The following is an 18116-nucleotide window of genomic DNA, read 5'->3' on the forward strand; positions in this document are numbered from 1 at the left end:
CCGTGACATCATTTATAATGTGTAAAAATGCAAAGCGCAGAGTTACAGGGCATCCTGCCGGGCAAATTGATTCACATGCTAAATCTGATGCGTTTTAATTTCAATGTTAGGTTTATTTCTGTGCTTTCGCTAGTAAACTGATAAACAGTTAAAATAGTGACATGAGGGACACTGTGGACCCCGTATTTTCTCTCGGCATCTCATCATTATGGGATGAACTGCGCCATATGCCAACCGGCGGCGTCTGGTGGGTTAACGCCGATCGCCAGCAAGATGCCATCAGCCTGGTGAATCAAACGATTGCGTCACAAACGGAGAATGCAAATGTCGCCGTCATCGGCATGGAAGGCGATCCTGGCAAAGTAATCAAATTAGATGAATCTCACGGTCCGGAGAAAATCCGCTTATTTACCATGCCGGATTCAGAAAAAGGGCTATACTCTTTGCCCCACGATTTGCTTTGTTCTGTTAACCCGACGCATTACTTTTTCATTCTTATTTGTGCAAATAACACGTGGCGGAATATAACGTCAGAAAGCCTGCATAAATGGCTGGAAAAAATGAATAAATGGACTCGTTTTCATCACTGTTCATTGTTGGTTATTAACCCTTGTAATAATAGCGATAAACAGTCCTCGTTGTTGATGGGCGAGTATCGCTCACTTTTCGGCCTCGCCAGTTTACGTTTTCAGGGCGACCAACATTTGTTCGATATTGCCTTCTGGTGTAACGAAAAAGGCGTCAGCGCCCGACAGCAGTTATTGCTGTGTCAGCAGGACGAACGCTGGACGCTATCCCATCAGGAGGAGACGGCAATTCAGCCGCGTAGCGACGAAAAACGCATTCTTAGCCACGTCGCCGTCCTTGAAGGCGCGCCGCCGCTCTCGGAACACTGGACGCTTTTCGACAATAACGAAGCGCTATTCAACGACGCACGCACGGCGCAGGCCGCGACAATTATTTTTTCGCTTACACAGAACAACCAAATCGAGCCGCTTGCTCGTCGCATTCATACTTTGCGGCGCCAGCGGGGAAGCGCGCTGAAAATTGTCGTGCGCGAAAATATCGCCAGTTTGCGCGCCACCGATGAGCGCCTGCTGCTGGGCTGCGGCGCGAATATGATCATTCCCTGGAACGCCCCGCTTTCACGCTGTCTGACGCTTATTGAAAGCGTGCAGGGGCAGCAGTTCAGCCGTTACGTACCGGAAGACATCACCACGCTACTGTCGATGACGCAGCCGTTGAAACTGCGCGGTTTTCAGCCGTGGGATACCTTTTGCGATGCCATCCATACGATGATGAGCAACACCCTGCTCCCCGCCGACGGGAAAGGCGTTCTGGTCGCGCTGCGCCCGGTACCGGGCATTCGGGTTGAGCAGGCGTTAACATTATGTCGGCCAAGCCGAACCGGCGATATTATGACCATCGGCGGCAACCGTCTGGTGCTGTTTTTATCATTCTGCCGGGTCAACGATCTGGATACCGCGTTAAACCATATTTTCCCTTTGCCGACGGGCGATATTTTCTCTAATCGTATGGTCTGGTTCGAAGATAAACAAATCAGCGCCGAGCTGGTGCAGATGCGCTTATTGTCGCCGGAACTGTGGGGAACGCCGCTACCGCTGGCAAAACGCGCCGACCCGGTAATAAATGCCGAACACGATGGCCGCATCTGGCGTCGTATTCCTGAACCCCTGCGATTGCTCGACGACACCGCGGAGCGTGCATCATGATGACCATCAGCGATATCGTGCAAATTATTCTTTTTTGCGCGCTGATTTTCTTTCCGCTGGGGTATCTGGCGCGTCATTCGCTACGCCGTATCAGTGATACGACCCGGCTGCTATTTGCCAAACCTCGTTATGTAAAACCAGCCGGAACTCTGCGCCGCGCTACGAAAGTCAAGGCAGACAAAAAATGACTCAGCATACTCAAACTCCTTCAATGCCTTCTCCGCTCTGGCAGTACTGGCGCGGTCTTTCCGGCTGGAACTTCTATTTTCTGGTCAAGTTTGGCCTGCTGTGGGCAGGCTATCTGAATTTTCATCCTTTGCTGAATCTGGTATTCATGGCGTTTCTGCTCATGCCAATACCAAAGTATCGCCTTCACCGGTTGCGCCACTGGATTGCCATTCCCGTCGGCTTCGCGCTGTTCTGGCATGATACCTGGCTACCCGGCCCGCAAAGCATTATGAGCCAGGGGACGCAGGTGGCGGAATTCAGCTCCGGTTATCTGCTCGATCTGATCGCCCGTTTTATTAACTGGCAAATGATCGGCGCCATCTTCGTACTGCTGGTTGCCTGGCTTTTTTTATCACAGTGGATTCGGATCACGGTGTTTGTGGTCGCCATCATGGTATGGCTGAATGTCCTGACATTAACCGGCCCGGTTTTTACGCTGTGGCCGGCAGGCCAGCCAACCGATACGGTGACGACGACTGGCGGTAATGCGGCCGCTACCGTCGCGACAGCGGGCGATAAGCCGGTCATCGGCGATATGCCTGCGCAAACCGCGCCGCCGACGACCGCGAATCTGAACGCCTGGTTGAACACCTTCTATGCCGCGGAAGAAAAGCGGAAAACGACGTTCCCGGCGCAGCTTCCGCCTGATGCGCAGCCGTTCGACCTATTGGTCATCAATATTTGTTCGCTCTCCTGGTCGGATGTCGAAGCGGCAGGCTTGATGTCACATCCGCTATGGTCGCACTTTGACATTTTGTTTAAACACTTTAATTCCGGTACGTCTTACAGCGGCCCGGCGGCCATTCGTCTGCTGCGCGCCAGCTGCGGTCAACCATCGCATACCCGACTTTATCAACCAGCCGATAATGAATGTTATCTGTTTGATAATCTGGCGAAACTGGGCTTTACTCAGCATCTGATGATGGATCATAACGGTGAATTTGGCGGCTTCCTGAAAGAAGTTCGCGAAAACGGCGGTATGCAGAGCGAACTGATGAACCAGTCCGGCCTGCCAACCGCCCTGCTGTCATTCGACGGCTCGCCGGTATATGACGATCTGGCGGTCCTGAACCGCTGGTTGACAGGGGAAGAACGTGAAGCCAATTCCCGCTCCGCGACTTTCTTTAACCTGCTGCCGCTGCACGATGGCAACCACTTCCCCGGCGTCAGCAAAACGGCGGATTATAAAATCCGCGCGCAGAAACTGTTCGATGAACTGGACGCTTTCTTTACCGAACTGGAGAAATCCGGGCGTAAGGTGATGGTGGTCGTCGTACCGGAGCACGGCGGCGCGCTGAAGGGCGATAGAATGCAGATCTCAGGCCTGCGCGATATTCCCAGCCCCTCCATCACCAACGTCCCGGCGGGCGTGAAATTTTTTGGCATGAAAGCCCCGCATGAGGGCGCGCCGATTGATATTAATCAGCCGAGCAGCTACCTGGCGATTTCCGAACTGGTCGTACGCGCCGTGGACGGTAAGCTCTTTACCGAAGACAGTGTGAACTGGAACAAGCTGACCAGCAATCTGCCGCAAACCGCGCCGGTTTCAGAAAACGCTAATGCGGTGGTGATTCAGTATCAGGGTAAGCCCTACGTTCGTCTGAATGGCGGCGACTGGGTGCCTTACCCGCAGTAAACCGAAAAAGGCCGCAAGGTTTCCCCTGCGGCCTGGTTCGGGCGCATGTTGCCATTACGGCGGACAGACGCTCAAAAAGCGTTACTTCCTGTCACGTAGCCAGTTGACGATCACACTGGCGATAATGCCAGCAATGATCGGCGCCGCCAGATCGTGCCAGAAGGCCACGCCCAACTGCGTAAGCGTCATATAGCCGCCTTGTTGCAATGGCAACCGTTCGCGGCTATCCTTGATGCGTTGAGGTTCAAGTTAGCCCCCGTCAGGTTGCCAGGTTTATACCAGTCAACGTGCGGGGGTTTTCTCTATCCAGCAACCTATGCCGCCGGGGATCAAGCCCCCGCAACATTGCGCCTCACCGGGTAAACCCGGCTTGCTGCTGATATTACGGCAAAATCTCCGTCCCGGCACGGCGCTAACGTGCAATCTGCGTGACGCTTCGCAGACGATTACTTTTATTTGCCAGAATACATTCAGCATTTCTGAGGCTGGCAGTCAGCCGCTCAATTCTGTAAATTATGCCTCCTCGCGGCCAGTCCCGGTGATACCGAAACCCTCGTTCAGCATCCTGCGTCTATGACATATTCGCCTGTTGCGCCAGAGGAATGGCTAAAAGCAGGTATTACCGACGAACTTATCCGTCTTTCAGCGGGACCTGAAGATCCCGACGATATTATTCATGACCTTGAACGCGCCAGCAGAAAAGCAGCATTCTGACGATTGCTCGGCGAACCGCTGTCACCGGTTTGCCGCATCGGGTATCAAGGCACTATAGCCTGGTTATAGGCAGCATTCTTTATGAGAGAGCTGCGTATATTTTGGGCAGGGGGCTCTATGCAGGACGACACATTACCATTAAATAACAGTAACGCTACGACCACACCGCTTTCAATGAGATTACCGTTTACAAAATATGATTTTGGCTGGGTGCTCTTGTGTATCGGTATGGCGATCGGCGCCGGTACCGTCTTAATGCCAGTGCAAATCGGTCTCAAGGGGATTTGGGTATTTATTACCGCTTTTATCATCGCCTATCCCGCTACCTATATTGTGCAGGATATTTATCTAAAAACGTTATCTGAAAGCGAAACCTGTGACGATTATACGGATATTATCAGTCACTATCTTGGCAAAAACTGGGGCATTTTTCTCGGTGTAATCTATTTTCTTATGATTATCCATGGGGTGTTTATTTATTCCCTGTCGGTGGTGTTTGATAGCGCCTCCTATATCAAAACCTTCGGCCTTACTGAGGCCGATCTTTCGCAGTCTATTATCTATAAAGTCGCGATTTTCGCCGTGCTGGTGGCGATTGCCTCCGGCGGGGAAAAGTTATTATTTAAAATTTCCGGCCCGATGGTAGTGGTAAAAGTCGGGATCATTCTGATATTCGGTTTCGCTATGATCCCACACTGGAATCTTGATAATATTTCCGCCTTTCCCGCCGCATCGGTTTTCTTTCGCGACGTACTGCTCACTATCCCATTTTGCTTCTTTTCTGCGGTCTTCATTCAGGTGCTAAACCCAATGAACATCGCCTATCGTAAGCGCGAGCCTGACCGTGTGCTGGCCACCCGGATGGCGATTCGCACGCATCGCATTAGCTATATTACGCTGATTGCCATTATTCTCTTTTTCTCGTTCTCGTTTACCTTTTCGATTAGCCATGAAGAGGCGGTATCAGCGTTCGAGCAGAATATTTCCGCCCTTGCACTGGCAGCTCAGGTAATCCCTGGCCATATCATCCACATTACCTCTACCATCCTCAATATTTTTGCCGTACTTACCGCGTTCTTTGGTATTTATTTAGGTTTTCACGAAGCGCTTAAAGGTATTGTGCTGAATGTATTGAGTCGTATTATGGATGTCAAAAACGTCAACCCACTGTTACTGACATCTGGAATCTGTGTCTTTATCGTGGTGACTCTGGTTATTTGGGTTTCGTTTCGCGTCTCAGTATTGGTCTTTTTCCAGTTAGGCAGTCCGCTTTATGGCATTGTCGCGTGTATTATTCCCTTTTTCCTGATTTATAAAGTAGCGCAACTGGAAAAATTACGCGGCCTGAAAACCTGGCTTATTCTGTTATATGGAATATTGTTGTGCCTGTCGCCGTTATTAAAATTGATTGAATAAGAGCCTATCCCACCAGGCGTTATTGGCGCAGCCAGTTTGGACACGGACAGCGCGCAAAAACCGGAGCGTACACGTAGTACGTGAGGATTTTGAGCACTGCCCAGGACCAAAATGGCAAGTAAAATAGCCCTAATGGGATAGGCTCTAAGTCGTACCGGAGAGCCATGCCCCGTGGCGCTACGCTTACCAGGCCTACAGGTACGGTGTAGGCTTGATAAGGCGCAGGCGCCATCCGGCATAAAACGCAATTAACTCAGCGGCTTCTGCGGGTTTTCATCCTGATCGACGGCAAAGCAGGCCACCAACTGGCCGTCGTACTCTTTAAGCTGCGGCTGTAACTGCGTACAGGGTCCGAAGCGACGGCTGCAGCGGGCGTTGAAGGCGCAGCCCGGCGGCGGGTTCAGCGGGCTCGGCAACTCGCCGGTCAGCTTAATCCGCTCACGGCGATCGTCCGGATTCAGCCGCGGCGTGGCGGAGAGCAACGCCTGGGTATAGGGATGACGTGGATTGTTAAAAATCTGCTCTTTGGTCCCTTTCTCCACGCAGCGGCCTAAGTACATGACCATTACTTCATCGGCGATGTGTTCCACCACCGACAGGTCGTGCGAGATAAAGACATAAGACAGCCCCATATCCTGTTGCAAATCCATCATCAGGTTCAGCACTTGGGCGCGCACCGACACGTCGAGCGCGGAGACCGGTTCGTCGGCAATCACTACGTCCGGATCAAGCATCAGACCACGGGCGATAGCGATACGCTGACGCTGGCCGCCGGAGAACATATGCGGATAGCGGTCGTAGTGCTCGGTTTTCAGCCCCACCTTCGCCATCATCGCCAGCGCTTTTTCACGACGCTGCGCTTTACTCAGGCTGGTATTGATCAGCAACGGCTCTTCCAGAATTTGCCCCACTTTCTTGCGTGGGTTCAGGGAACCGTAGGGGTTCTGAAACACAATCTGAATTTTCTGCCGCCGCAGTTTCTGCGCGTGCGGATCGTGTTTGAGCAGATCCTGCCCCTGGTAATAAAGCTCGCCGCCGGTTGGCGTTTCAATCATCGTCAGCAGGCGACCCAGTGTAGATTTTCCACAACCGGACTCCCCCACTACGGCCAGCGTTTTACCGCGTTCGAGATTAAACGACACGCCGTCCAGCGCTTTTACCAGCCGTTCCGGAGAAAAGATCCCCTTCTTCACCGGATAGTGTTTTTTCAGGTCGATAGCCCGCAACAGCGGCTGTTGCAAGGTGGCCTCATGCGTACTCATAGTGTGGGCCTCCCGGCATCATCGAGTGGGTAATGACATTTTGACTGACGTCCATCGTCCAGTTGGTTGAGAGCAGGTTCTTCCGCACGACATCTGTCCGTGGCGTAGGGGCAGCGCGGGTTAAGCAGACAACCCGTCGGTCGGTCATATTTCCCCGGCACCACGCCCGGCAGCGACGCCAGACGCGCTTTATCTTGCGCAAACTCTGGTAACGCGCGTAGCAGTGCCTGGGTGTAGGGATGACGCGGCGCGCGGAAAATATCCTGCGCAGCGCCGGTTTCGACGACCTGCCCGGCGTACATGACGATAATTTTGTGCGCCGCTTCCGCCACCAGCGCCAGGTCATGGGTAATCAGCACCAGCGCCATGTTCTCTTTTTGCTGCAACTCCAGCAGCAGCTCAATAATTTGCGCCTGAATGGTCACATCCAGCGCCGTGGTCGGTTCATCGGCAATTAACAGCTTTGGTCGACAGGCTATTGCCATCGCAATCATCACGCGCTGACTCATGCCGCCAGAAAGCTGGTGCGGATAGACATCCAGACGAGAAGCCGGATCGGGAATGCCCACCTGGTTCAACAGGTCAATCGCTCGCTGACGACGGGTTTTCTTGTTCCCGCCCTGATGTACCTTGATGGCTTCCATAATCTGAAAGCCAACGGTATAGCAAGGATTGAGGCTGGTCATCGGGTCCTGGAAAATCATCGCCACTTCAGCGCCCACCAGGTTGCGACGTTCCTTCTCGGAAATGCGCTTCAGATCCTGTCCGTTAAAGAGCAGGTTTTCCGCCATCACGCGGCCTGGGTAATCGATAAGCCCCATAATCGCCAGCGAGCTGACGGATTTGCCGGAACCAGACTCGCCGACAATACCGACCACCTCACCCTGCTTCACGCTGTAGCTAATGCGGTCGACGGCTTTAAACGGTGTGCCTTCGTCGCCGAAGTGCACCGATAATTGATCTACATTTAATAACGCCATCTCGAACCTCTTACTGCTTCAGTTTGGGATCGAGCGCGTCACGCAGACCGTCACCCATCAGGTTAAATGCCAGTACCGTCAGCAGAATCGCCAGCCCCGGGAAGGTCACGACCCACCAGGCGCTTTGCGCGAACTGCAACACGTCGGAGAGCATGGTGCCCCATTCCGGCGTTGGCGGCTGCGCGCCCATGCCAAGAAAGCCGAGGGCGGCCATATCGAGAATGGCGTTAGAGAAACCGAGCGATGCCTGAACGATCAGCGGCGCAAGGCAGTTCGGGAAAATATTGACGAACATCTGACGCATCGCGCCTGCGCCCGCCACGCGGGAGGCAGTCACATAATCGCGGTTCACCTCTACCAGAACCGCCGCGCGGGTTAAGCGGACATAGTGCGGCAGCGCCACAAACGTCAACGCCAGCGCAGCGTTGCCGATGGAGGGGCCGAAGATCGCCACCAGCACCAGCGCCAGCAGCAGGCTCGGCAGGGCCAGCATAATATCGACCACGCGCATGATGATGTTATCGACCAGACCGCCGAAGTAGCCCGCGACCAGGCCGAGAATAATCCCCATTACCAGCGACAGGACGACCACCAGACAGCCGACCAGCAGTGACAAACGCGCGCCATACATCAGGCGCGAGAGGACATCGCGACCAACATCATCCGTTCCCAGAATATGCGCCCAACTGCCGCCTTCCTGCCAGACCGGCGGCGCCAGCAGCGCATCGCGGAACTGCTCTGCCGGGTTGTACGGCGCAATAAAGTTGGCAAACACCGCAATCAGGATCACGATGAGAACATACGCCAGCCCGACGACCGCGCCTTTATTGCGTTTGAAATAGTGCCAGAACTCCCGCAATGGCGTCATGGGCGCCGGTGCGGCATTAACATTATTTTCAGTAACCTGTGACATGATGGCCCCTTACTTCTTATGCCGAATACGCGGGTTCACCACGCCGTACAGCAGGTCTACCAGCAGGTTGACGAGAATAATCATCGTCGCTACCAGTAACACGCCGCCCTGCACTACCGGATAATCGCGGCGTTGCAGCGCATCGATCAGCCAGCGCCCCAGACCGGGCCACGAGAAGATAGTTTCTGTCAGAATCGCGCCCGCCAGCAGCGTCCCGACCTGCAGGCCGATCACGGTGACGACTGGCAGCATGGCGTTACGCAGAGCATGGACGATAATGACGCGCATCCTGGTCAACCCTTTGGCGCGTGCGGTACGGATGTAATCCTCCCCCAGCACTTCCAGCATCGACGAACGGGTCATACGCACAATGACGGCCAGCGGGATTGTACCGAGCACCATCGCAGGCAGGATCATATGCGCCAGCGCATCAATAAAGTTACCCTCTTCGCCCCAGATAGCGGTGTCGATCAGCATAAAGCCCGTCAACGGATTGGTATCATCAAGGAACACCATATCGCTCACGCGCCCGGAAACCGGCGTCAGGTTCCAGTGGACGGAGACCAGCATGATCAGCATCATGCCCCACCAGAAGATAGGCATAGAGTAACCGGTCAGCGCCAGGCCAACGGCAGTGTGATCGAAGATAGAACCGCGCTTCACTGCGGCCAGCACGCCCACCGGAATCCCCACGGCGACGGCAAAAATCATGGCGCAGACGCCAAGTTCCAGCGTCGCTTTAAAGCGAGGTACGAACTCGTCCCACACGGGGATTCGGCTTTTCAGCGAGATGCCTAAATCGCCATGCATCACCCCCCAGATATAATGGAGGTACTGCTGCCACATCGGTTTATCAAGACCGAGTTCAGCCAGCAGTTGAGCATGACGCTCAGGGGAAATACCTCGCTCACCCGCCATGATCATCACCGGATCGCCGGGGATCATGTGGACAAAGGCAAAGGTGAGAAGGGTAATACCGATAAACGTCGGGATAACGAGTCCCAAACGTCGGAGAATGAACTGCAACATAACCCGAATTCTCTCTCATGACCCACGGCCTGGAACCGTGAGTCTGTATTGCTCACAAATCTTATCCCACGCAAACTGCATCGCGGATAAAGCATTACGCCGGATGGCGCTGCGCTTATCCGGCCTACACAGCACCGGGGCGCAGCGCTCTTTTAATTATTCGACAGAGACGTTTTCGAAGTGATGTTTGCCTAATGGATCAACCACATAGCCTTTAACTTCTTTACGTACTGGCTCATAAACCGTGGAGTGAGCGATGATCAGCGCTGGCGCCTGGTCATGCATCACAACCTGGGCCTGTTTATAGAGCTCAATACGCTTGTTGTGGTCATCGGTCGCACGCGCAGGCTGAATCAGGTCTTCAAACGGCTTATAACACCATTTTGAATAGTTGGAGCCTTGCTGGGCGGCATCGCAGCTGAACAGCGTGGCGAAGAAGTTATCCGGATCGCCATTATCGCCGGTCCAGCCCATCATCACCGTCTGGTGCTCGCCATCTTTAGCGCGCTTGAGGTATTCGCCCCATTCATAGGTGACAATTTTGGCCTGAACGCCAATCTTCGCCCAGTCCGCCTGGATCATTTCCGCCATACGACGCGCATTCGGGTTATAGGGACGCTGTACCGGCATCGCCCATAGATCGATGGTGAAGCCTTTTTCCAGACCGGCTTCTTTCAGCAGCGCCTTGGCTTTTTCCGGATCGTAGCCGTAGTCTTTAATATCGTCGTTGTAGCCCCACATTGTCGGCGGGATCAGGTTTTTCGCCGCAACGCCCGCGCCCTGATAAACGGCTTTGATGATGGCCTCTTTATTCACGGCATAGGTCAACGCCTGGCGAACTTTGACATCATCCAGCGGTTTTTTCTGCACGTTATAGGAGAGATAACCCACGTTCAGACCGGCCTGCTCCATCAGGTTGATGTTTTTATCTTCTTTCATGCGCGCAATATCCGCCGGGTTCGGATACGGCATCACCTGACATTCGTTCTTCTGCAGTTTGGCGTAACGCACAGAGGCGTCAGGGGTGATGGAGAAGACCAGGCGGTCGATCTGCGGCTTCGTGCCCCAGTAGCCGTCAAAGGCTTTGTAGAGAATGCGGGAGTCTTTCTGATATTGCACCAGTTGGAATGGGCCAGTGCCGACCGGGTTCAGATCCACTTTTTCCGGCGTACCGGCTTTCAGCATGTTGTCAGCATATTCTTTGGAAAGAATAGAAGCGAAGTCCATGGCTAAATCGGCAAGGAACGGCGCTTCCGGACGCGTCAGCACAAACTGCACCGTGTGATCGTCTACCTTCTTCACTTCGCTAATCAGATCCGGCAGCCCCATGCCTTCAAAGTATTCATAGCTGCCGCCAGACACTTTATGGTACGGGTTCTGCTCGTTTTTCTGCCGGTCAAAAGAGAACACGACATCATCGGCGTTCAGCTCGCGCGTGGGTTTGAAATCCTTGCTGGATTGCCATTTCACCCCTTTACGTAGGTGGAACGTATAGGTTTTACCGTCTTCGCTGATATCCCACTTCTCAGCAAGACCCGGGATCACTTCCGTGGTGCCGGTTTTGAATTCAACCAGACGGTTATAGATAGGTACGGAACTGGCATCATAGGTGGTGCCAGACGTAAAGAGCTGTGGGTTAAAGCCTTCCGGCGAGCCTTCTGAACAATAAACCAGGGTTTTGGCCTGCACGCTTGCTGCAACGGTCATGGCCACCAGGCTCAAACCAAGCTTCAGCATCCCTGACTTCTTCAAGGAAATACTCATTCTTCTGCTCCAATTGTGATGTATGTTGTTTTGCCCTTTGCAAAGGCTTTTACCGCCCGGCCTTTTTTGTTTTTTACCTGGTCAGGTCAGTAGTGAGAGGTGGGGATTCCGTTCGCATAATCGACTGAGTTGCAGTGCGGATTCTCCATAAAATGCCCCTCATTCCCTACAATCTGTCAATAGAATGTCAAAACGTCAATACAGGTAACCAGCTTTTACAACAACGGTGAGAATTAACAAACAAAGATTAAAAAAAGTTCAGAAGGGTATTTTCAGCAGGGAAATTTGTGCTATAGGCAGAAAGGCAGAGTTATTCACTTAATATTTTGCAACAGTTAGTGATTAACAATTAGACATTAATTGAAAAATTTCTTTCGATATGTTGATTATCTGAGCGATTAATACCACTAACGCTAAAACGCACAGGCGAAAATGCTGAGGTTATCCATAAGCCGTGTGCAAAAAAGAGTTATCCGGACATTGAAAAACACCATCGAATATGTCACAAAATTGTAAATAAGTAGGCCGTCGTGCGGCCTACCGCGATCACAAAAACTAACTTTTGACCCTGGCCTGCGTGCGCTTTTCGCTCCAGTTAAACAACGAGTTCACCAGAATCGCCGTCAACGTCCCCGCTGCCATGCCGTTGCCAAAGACCATCTGTACGCCCGCCGGGAAATTCTGATACAGGCCGGGTACCAGTATAGGTAGCATTCCCATGGCCAGCCCCATCGCCAGCGCGTAGGTTTTACCCGGCGTATGCAGTGGCTCACGCGCAATCATATCAATGCCGATGACCCCGATAATGCTGAAGACAATCACCGCCGTACCGCACACCACCGAACCTGGCAGACAGGTCGCCAGACGTACCAGCGGCGCGAATATGGCAATCAGGATTAACAATCCTCCGGCAGCCGCAGTCACGAAACGCGATTTCACATTAGTGGTGCGTACCACCCCAATATTTTCGCCGGAGGTGATAATTAAGGAGGTGCCAAAAATCCCCCCCAGCAGCGACATTACCGCATCACCACGAATGGTGCGTGGAATCGCCTGCTGCACATTTTGCGTGGAATTGACTATTTCCGCGGTCGCAATCGTTTGCCCGGTTGCTTCAGCCATAGAGATGACCGCGTAAATCAGCAACGGCAGCGAGGCGGAGAGATCAAAAATCGGCCAGCCGAACGGCAAAAGCTGTGGAAAACTAAACAGCGGCCCGTGACTAACACCGCTAAAATCGGTGCTGCCCAGCGCCATTCCCAGCAACGTTCCCGCTAAAAGGCCGAACATCACCGCCAGCTGGCGCAAAATACCGCTAAACGCCAGCGCGAAAATCAGCGTTATCAGGATAGTTCCCAGCGATAAAATGATACTGGTTGGATGAGCGAAGTCGGCGCTCCCTGGCTGGCCAATGATCAACCCGCCGTACAGGCGAATAAGGTTAATCGACACCATTAGCAGCATGATGCCAATGATAAAGGGAGGAAAATGGTGCAGGCAGCGGCGGAAAATCGGCAACGCGATAAAGTAGAACAGCGAGGTCAGAATTACGGCGCCAATCGCGGTCTGGATATTGGTCTGTAAAGCGATCGCAACGAAAATCGCAATCGGCGCGCCCCCCGGTACCATAATAAACGGCAAACGCGCGCCCACCCCTTTCACACCCAGGCTTTGCAAAATAGCGCCCAGACCGCACATCAGAAAGGTCGCGCTAAGTACCGAGGCGGTCACCGTATCGGTAAAGTGGAGCGCTTTGGCGATCAGAAAGACGGAGGTAATGGGGGTGGCGGCAACGACCAGCACATGCTGAAGCGCCAAAAGTAAGGTGGTTTGCCAGGGTAATGCATCGTTATCCGGCGTAGTAAGGCCAGGTTGCGGCATGATTAACTCCCATAAAACATCAAAAAAATAACCGCCAGCGCGGGCTGGCGGTCTGTATTATTTCAACCAACTAATGGCATCAGCGGCATAGCGATGCGCACGGAAGGCGCTGTTCTGTTTTCCAGGAATAATGCCTTTACTGAGGTGCTCCGGATATTCATTAAAGAACGGAATGATATATTCCCATACCGTTTCGCCTTCGGGGGTGACTTCAAACAGGCGGCCAAACGCCGATTCACAGATAAAGGTGTTTCCGTTCGCCAACCGCTGCGCGCTCCCCATATACGGCGAGAAAAACGCCGGCGGGAAGATATCGCGATACTGCCAGGTAATCGCTTTGGTCTGCGGATCGAACTCCAGCACCGTGGAATGCGGCGAGGTGACGCCGGGACGCAGGTTGCCGTTATCGAAAACCAGAATCGACCCGTTCTCCATCTCAACCGGCGTGTGCTGCTGCGCTACGACTTCCGGCCCTGCATGCCAGATAACCTTCCCGCTCTCTTTATCCACGGCAATGACGCCGGAAGTGGTACGCAGGCTCATCAGCACAAGGCCATCACGGGTGACGGACAGGCCGTTAATCATCGGCCAGTGGCGGCGGTCGAAAATATCATGAATCGGGAAATCTTCCGGATTCAAATGCTCCCAGGCACGCCATTCCCAGACCACTTCACCGTCGCGATTGACCTCTTTGACGACGTCGCTCTGAATCACGCCGTCCGGCGCATCGCGGCGCGGGTCGCCGCCGGTAACACGGGCGGCGATATCGGCAGGTAACGGCGACGCGGCGGTATACAGCAGGTTACCGTTTTCCAGCCACTGAGCATCGTGGTGATGGTAAATATCTTCGTAATGCCAGACGATTTCGTTATCCGGCGTCACTTCGTAGAAGTCGCCGCCGTGCCAGAGATCCCACGCCGGATAGAGGTTCGCTGAAGCGCGGTGGCTGCCGTTATAACCCAGATTACCGTTCGGCAGCAGCACCGCATCACGCCCGGCGCGAACCGGAAGCTGCCACTGATGCGCGACTTCGCCCTGCTCGTCCACCAGGTAAACCCGCCCTTCGGCGGTTTGCGGCGCAAAAAGCGTATAGCCGCCAAAGCTCTTCGCCTTATCAGCGTAGATAAGGCCCGCCAGACGGCGTCCAAGGGTGAAAGTCGAATCCTGAGTTAAGTGTGCCACATCGCCTCCTGAGGAATAAATTTGCGCCAAAATACCCCATTAAAACGTTTTAATGAAGAGTTTTTTACGATCCTCACTGAAAAAAAGCAAACGTTACCGTCTGGTAAATATGCTACCCTGTGCGCAAATTTTCGCAGGTCAGGAAGCAGATGGCTGTTCAAAATAAAAAACGCGCAAAGTTGATTGATGTTGCCCGCCATGCAGGCGTATCGCCAGGGACGGTATCCAATGCATTGCACAACACCCGCTTTGTCGAGCCGCAGACGCGACGGCGTATTGAAGAGGCCATTGTTGCGCTCAACTACACGCCGAATATTCGCGCCCGCCAGTTACGAACCGGCAAAACCAATACCATTGCCTTGCTCTCTTCGGTGCCGCTGGCGATTGCCTCCGGCGCGTCACGACTGGGATTTATGATGGAGGTGGCGTTAACGTCCGCGATGATGGCGCTGGAAAAACAGCATGCGCTGATTCTGGTGCCGCCGGGGGCAAATCCACTGGATGCCGTCAGCTTTGACGCGGCGATCCTGATTGAGCCGGCGGAGAACGATCCGCAGCTCCAGGCGCTGGCGCAAGCGGGCATTCCCTGCGTCACCATTGGCCGCACGCCGGGCACCGACACGCCTGTGCCGTGGGTTGAGCTGCACTCGGCGGCAACAGCACAGCTTCTGCTCGCTCATCTGGAGGCCTCCGGCGCCAGCAAATGTGCGTTATTTGTCGGTAACACACGGCGAACATCAGTTCTGGAGAGCGAAGCGGCTTACCAGCGCTGGTGCGCGGGGCGCCAGGACCCCGTCGTCTACTCTCTCAATGAAAGCGAGGGTGAAAATGCCGGCTACCAGGCCGCGCAGCAGCTATTACAGGCGCATCCCGACGTTGACGGCGTGCTGGTGCTGATCGATACCTTTGCCAGCGGCGCGGTACGCGCTTTTCAGGAACAGGCAGTCGCTATCCCGGAGAGGATGCGCGTGGTCACCCGCTATGATGGTATCCGCGCGCGCGAATCGCTGCCGCCGCTGACGGCAGTGAATATGCATCTTGATGAGGTGGCCCGACAGGCAATCACGCTATTATTTGATTTGCTGGCGGGCAAGAAGGTCAGCCACAGCGACGGGATCATGCCTGAACTGGTGGTGAGAGCGTCAACCTGCCGGTGATAGAGGATGGCTCGCCCTGCGGGCCGTTGCTGAAGCAACGTTCTCTCGCTGCGCTCGAGTCGAACCTCTTGCCCCCGGAGGTTCTCATCCTCGTCAGGCTTCAGATACAAAAAAACCCTGCTCGTTGAGCAGGGTTTCTGAATTTGGTCGGTGATAGAGGATGACTCGCCACTGCGTGGCTCGCCCTGCGGGCCGTTGCTGACGCAACGTTCTCTCGCTTCGCTCGGGTCGAACCTCTTGCCCCCGGAGGTTCTCATCCTCGTCAGGCTTCAGATACAAAAAAACCCTGCTCGTTGAGCAGGGTTTCTGAATTTGGTCGGTGATAGAGGATTCGAACCTCCGACCCCTTCGTCCCGAACGAAGTGCGCTACCAGGCTGCGCCAATCACCGAATGCGGGCGCATCTTACTGCTCAGGCGCACGCCCGTCAATCCCTTAGTCGCAAAATACAATTCAATCGGCGAGAAAGTCGGCAGACAACCTACTTCGCGGCGACTTTCTGCGCATCGGGAATATGGCACCAGTTGTTGTTCTGGTTAATGCCGCCATCCGGCGATGTATACCCCAGGCAGCCCATTATCGTATCGTACAGCTCCACATGACGACGCGGCACTTTGATCTCCGCCTGCTGTTTCAGGTGAGCGAACATCTGCGCATGTTGCGGACTGGCAAGATATTTATCCGACATCCATACCAGCATCGGAACACGGAATTGCTCCGGCGGCGCCATATTGCGCGGCGTACCGTGCAAATGTTCGCGTTCGTTAATCGACTCGCCGTGGTCAGCCGCGTAGAACACAATCGCTTTTTTATCACGCAGCTGATCGAACACACTGGTAATAAAGTGATCCACATAGGTCACGGAGTTATCGTAAGAGTTGATCATCTGCGCTTTCGTGCAGCCGCTATCGACCCCAATACATTCGGGCTTCCACTGAGCGTAGCTGCGCGGATAACGTTGCGTATAGTTAAAATGCGACCCCTTAGTATGCAGGATAATCAGATGCTTACCCTCCGGGTTCTGGGCAAGCGAGTTCTGCATCTCATCAATCAACAGCATGTCATCAACCGTTTTACCACGGTTACGCGGCTCGGCGCCGATCTGTTCGCGGTAGGAGATATTATCCGCCATGGTATTGCTATAGAACCACATCTCGCTCTGCATGGCGTACAGATCGGAACTGAATCCGAGCTGTTTGAGTACGGCAAAAACATTCTGCTCTTTTAACGTACGCTGCGGGTTATTATCCGCCCCGCCTTCCCGTACAAACATACAGCGTAAAGAAAGCTTCGTCGCGGTATCGCAAGAATAGCCGCGGAACGCCGCCAGATTTTTTTCCTGCGCCAGCTTCGGCGTGGTATTACGCTCGTAGCCGAAAATCCCCATGTGATCCCAACGGGTCGTCTCACCGATAATGAAAACGACGTAGGTGTCATCCCCATCCTTCGGCGCAACATAGGTAAATTTCCTGGCCGGGTTTATTAACGAATTATTGTCCGACGACTCATCTACCTGCGCCCAGGCATACAGCCCTAACGCAGATAACCAGTTTGAAGGCAGATAGGAGTTCGCCACCACGCCGCCATAGCTGGGTAAGTCGATACCTGTCGCCCGTTCAACCTTTTTTTGCTGTACATCCAGCAGGCGGATAGGCGCCCACACCATTACGCCTGCGAGTACCACTACAGCGGCGCTGCGAAAACGCTGCCCCGGCGTACGTAGCTGGCGCAACAACGTGTAGCGACAGTGGTTACTCCAGATAAAGATGAGCGGAAGCACGCTCACGGCAATTAGCCACAATACGAAGTGCAGCCCCACCACCTCTTTCGAGAGATCGATATCGGTGGTCATAACAGACGCAATAATGCCGTAGCCAATCACCACGTTCAGGAAGGTCATGTAATAACTGGCGCCAGCGGAAAACAGCACCACCAGCGTGGCCAGCACACGCCAGACGCGTCGGCCAAACAGTGAAAGAAGACGAAGTAAGAAGAAAGTGACCAGCACCGTGGCGCCAAGTTCGACAACTGCGGAGAGGCCTTTCCAAATGGTAAATTCTTGCGCATAACTGCCGAAACGGCGGTAAAACACGGCGCAATTCATAAACAGACCGATATAGAGCGCAAGCAAGAAACTAAGTTTCTGTTGCGTCATCGATTTAATGTATCTCATGCAAACAAACCCTGGGAATCGGGATAAAAACGACCTGTACAACGATTCT

At 53.8% G+C, this 18116-nt stretch carries 14 protein-coding genes, 1 tRNA gene, 2 other RNA genes and 1 pseudogene; 6 read left to right on the forward strand and 12 right to left on the reverse strand.

The genetic code is table 11. The features are described from left to right. Positions 1 to 161 precede the first annotated feature (161 nt). The 3 genes from bcsE to bcsG are packed head-to-tail and all read left to right on the forward strand — an operon-like array spanning position 162 to position 3597. On the forward strand, positions 162 to 1733 hold the full coding sequence (gene bcsE, locus NA986_RS13710; RefSeq protein WP_023197652.1) for a cellulose biosynthesis c-di-GMP-binding protein BcsE: 1572 nt from the start codon (positions 162 to 164) through the stop codon (positions 1731 to 1733). After that, positions 1730 to 1921 carry a cellulose biosynthesis protein BcsF gene (gene bcsF / locus NA986_RS13715; RefSeq protein WP_000988321.1) on the forward strand — a complete coding sequence of 64 codons (192 nt, stop codon included), beginning with the start codon at positions 1730 to 1732 and terminating at the stop codon, positions 1919 to 1921. Before bcsE ends, bcsF begins: the two co-directional genes overlap by 4 nt. Then, positions 1918 to 3597, forward strand: coding sequence for a cellulose biosynthesis protein BcsG (gene bcsG, locus NA986_RS13720; protein ID WP_023216711.1), 1680 nt, complete (start codon positions 1918 to 1920; stop codon positions 3595 to 3597). The genes bcsF and bcsG overlap by 4 nt, the downstream gene beginning before the upstream one ends. An 81-nt stretch (positions 3598 to 3678) precedes the next feature. Here the strand turns inward: bcsG and NA986_RS13725 are convergent, their stop codons facing one another. Then, positions 3679 to 3786, reverse strand: a complete 108-nt coding sequence (locus NA986_RS13725) for a type I toxin-antitoxin system toxin Ldr family protein (RefSeq protein ID WP_001537650.1) — start codon at positions 3784 to 3786, stop codon at positions 3679 to 3681. Positions 3787 to 4158: 372 nt separating this feature from the next. On the opposite strand from NA986_RS13725, the pseudogene NA986_RS13730 reads away from it, so the two are divergent. Together NA986_RS13730 and NA986_RS13735 are read left to right on the forward strand one after the other, a co-directional pair. Then, a pseudogene (locus tag NA986_RS13730) lies at positions 4159 to 4311 on the forward strand (PLP-dependent transferase); the annotation flags it as partial. 117 nt (positions 4312 to 4428) lie between these two features. Beyond that, the gene (locus tag NA986_RS13735) at positions 4429 to 5727 is read left to right on the forward strand and encodes an aromatic amino acid transport family protein (RefSeq protein ID WP_023216712.1); all 1299 of its coding nucleotides are present in this window, start codon (positions 4429 to 4431) and stop codon (positions 5725 to 5727) included. A gap of 248 nt (positions 5728 to 5975) precedes the next feature. Here the strand turns inward: NA986_RS13735 and dppF are convergent, their stop codons facing one another. The 7 genes from dppF to NA986_RS13770 form a co-directional block, all read right to left on the reverse strand. Then, entirely contained in the window at positions 5976 to 6989 is a 1014-nt protein-coding gene (gene dppF / locus NA986_RS13740; RefSeq protein WP_000103563.1) for a dipeptide ABC transporter ATP-binding subunit DppF, read from the reverse strand. Continuing rightward, positions 6986 to 7969: a dipeptide ABC transporter ATP-binding protein gene (gene dppD / locus NA986_RS13745; RefSeq protein WP_001196509.1), complete on the reverse strand. Its 984-nt coding sequence runs from the start codon at positions 7967 to 7969 to the stop codon at positions 6986 to 6988. The genes dppF and dppD overlap by 4 nt, the downstream gene beginning before the upstream one ends. Before the next feature lie 10 nt (positions 7970 to 7979). Continuing rightward, entirely contained in the window at positions 7980 to 8882 is a 903-nt protein-coding gene (dppC, locus tag NA986_RS13750) for a dipeptide ABC transporter permease DppC (RefSeq protein WP_000084690.1), read from the reverse strand. A gap of 9 nt (positions 8883 to 8891) precedes the next feature. Next, positions 8892 to 9911: a dipeptide ABC transporter permease DppB gene (dppB, locus tag NA986_RS13755; RefSeq protein ID WP_000938843.1), complete on the reverse strand. Its 1020-nt coding sequence runs from the start codon at positions 9909 to 9911 to the stop codon at positions 8892 to 8894. Positions 9912 to 10067: 156 nt separating this feature from the next. Next, on the reverse strand, positions 10068 to 11675 hold the full coding sequence (gene dppA / locus NA986_RS13760; protein ID WP_000028047.1) for a dipeptide ABC transporter periplasmic-binding protein DppA: 1608 nt from the start codon (positions 11673 to 11675) through the stop codon (positions 10068 to 10070). A 555-nt stretch (positions 11676 to 12230) separates the two neighbouring features. Further along, a complete protein-coding gene (locus NA986_RS13765; RefSeq protein ID WP_001136079.1) occupies positions 12231 to 13556 on the reverse strand; it encodes a uracil-xanthine permease family protein in 1326 nt (441 codons plus the stop codon). A 57-nt stretch (positions 13557 to 13613) separates the two neighbouring features. Next, positions 13614 to 14738 carry an aryl-sulfate sulfotransferase gene (locus NA986_RS13770; RefSeq protein WP_023216713.1) on the reverse strand — a complete coding sequence of 375 codons (1125 nt, stop codon included), beginning with the start codon at positions 14736 to 14738 and terminating at the stop codon, positions 13614 to 13616. 149 nt (positions 14739 to 14887) lie between these two features. Between NA986_RS13770 and NA986_RS13775 the strand changes: the two genes are divergently transcribed. Then, positions 14888 to 15895 carry a LacI family DNA-binding transcriptional regulator gene (locus tag NA986_RS13775; protein ID WP_039519735.1) on the forward strand — a complete coding sequence of 336 codons (1008 nt, stop codon included), beginning with the start codon at positions 14888 to 14890 and terminating at the stop codon, positions 15893 to 15895. Here the strand turns inward: NA986_RS13775 and NA986_RS13780 are convergent. From NA986_RS13780 to eptB, 4 genes are all read right to left on the reverse strand, one after another. Continuing rightward, positions 15886 to 16004, reverse strand: a non-coding RNA gene (locus tag NA986_RS13780) — RtT sRNA. The two genes, NA986_RS13775 and NA986_RS13780, sit on opposite strands and share 10 nt — an antisense overlap. A 35-nt stretch (positions 16005 to 16039) precedes the next feature. Further along, a non-coding RNA gene (locus tag NA986_RS13785) (RtT sRNA) lies at positions 16040 to 16173 on the reverse strand. Between the two features lie 35 nt (positions 16174 to 16208). Next, a tRNA-Pro gene (locus NA986_RS13790) sits at positions 16209 to 16285 on the reverse strand. 90 nt (positions 16286 to 16375) lie between these two features. Further along, the gene (gene eptB / locus NA986_RS13795; RefSeq protein ID WP_001269263.1) at positions 16376 to 18067 is read right to left on the reverse strand and encodes a kdo(2)-lipid A phosphoethanolamine 7''-transferase; all 1692 of its coding nucleotides are present in this window, start codon (positions 18065 to 18067) and stop codon (positions 16376 to 16378) included. Between the last annotated feature and the right edge of the window lie 49 nt (positions 18068 to 18116).

The sequence above is a fragment of the Salmonella sp. NW177 genome (assembly GCF_051811585.1).
In the GTDB taxonomy this organism is placed as follows: domain Bacteria; phylum Pseudomonadota; class Gammaproteobacteria; order Enterobacterales; family Enterobacteriaceae; genus Salmonella; species Salmonella enterica.

Coding starts and splice junctions, on each gene's coding strand:
- dppB (WP_000938843.1), bottom strand. CDS start 9,911: ATGTTGCAGTTCATTCTCCGACGTTTGGGACTCGTTATCCCGACGTTT.
- dppD (WP_001196509.1), bottom strand. CDS start 7,969: ATGGCGTTATTAAATGTAGATCAATTATCGGTGCACTTCGGCGACGAA.
- NA986_RS13775 (WP_039519735.1), top strand. CDS start 14,888: ATGGCTGTTCAAAATAAAAAACGCGCAAAGTTGATTGATGTTGCCCGC.
- bcsG (WP_023216711.1), top strand. CDS start 1,918: ATGACTCAGCATACTCAAACTCCTTCAATGCCTTCTCCGCTCTGGCAG.
- dppC (WP_000084690.1), bottom strand. CDS start 8,882: ATGTCACAGGTTACTGAAAATAATGTTAATGCCGCACCGGCGCCCATG.
- bcsE (WP_023197652.1), top strand. CDS start 162: ATGAGGGACACTGTGGACCCCGTATTTTCTCTCGGCATCTCATCATTA.
- dppF (WP_000103563.1), bottom strand. CDS start 6,989: ATGAGTACGCATGAGGCCACCTTGCAACAGCCGCTGTTGCGGGCTATC.
- NA986_RS13765 (WP_001136079.1), bottom strand. CDS start 13,556: ATGCCGCAACCTGGCCTTACTACGCCGGATAACGATGCATTACCCTGG.
- eptB (WP_001269263.1), bottom strand. CDS start 18,067: ATGAGATACATTAAATCGATGACGCAACAGAAACTTAGTTTCTTGCTT.
- NA986_RS13725 (WP_001537650.1), bottom strand. CDS start 3,786: ATGACGCTTACGCAGTTGGGCGTGGCCTTCTGGCACGATCTGGCGGCG.
- bcsF (WP_000988321.1), top strand. CDS start 1,730: ATGATGACCATCAGCGATATCGTGCAAATTATTCTTTTTTGCGCGCTG.
- dppA (WP_000028047.1), bottom strand. CDS start 11,675: ATGAGTATTTCCTTGAAGAAGTCAGGGATGCTGAAGCTTGGTTTGAGC.
- NA986_RS13735 (WP_023216712.1), top strand. CDS start 4,429: ATGCAGGACGACACATTACCATTAAATAACAGTAACGCTACGACCACA.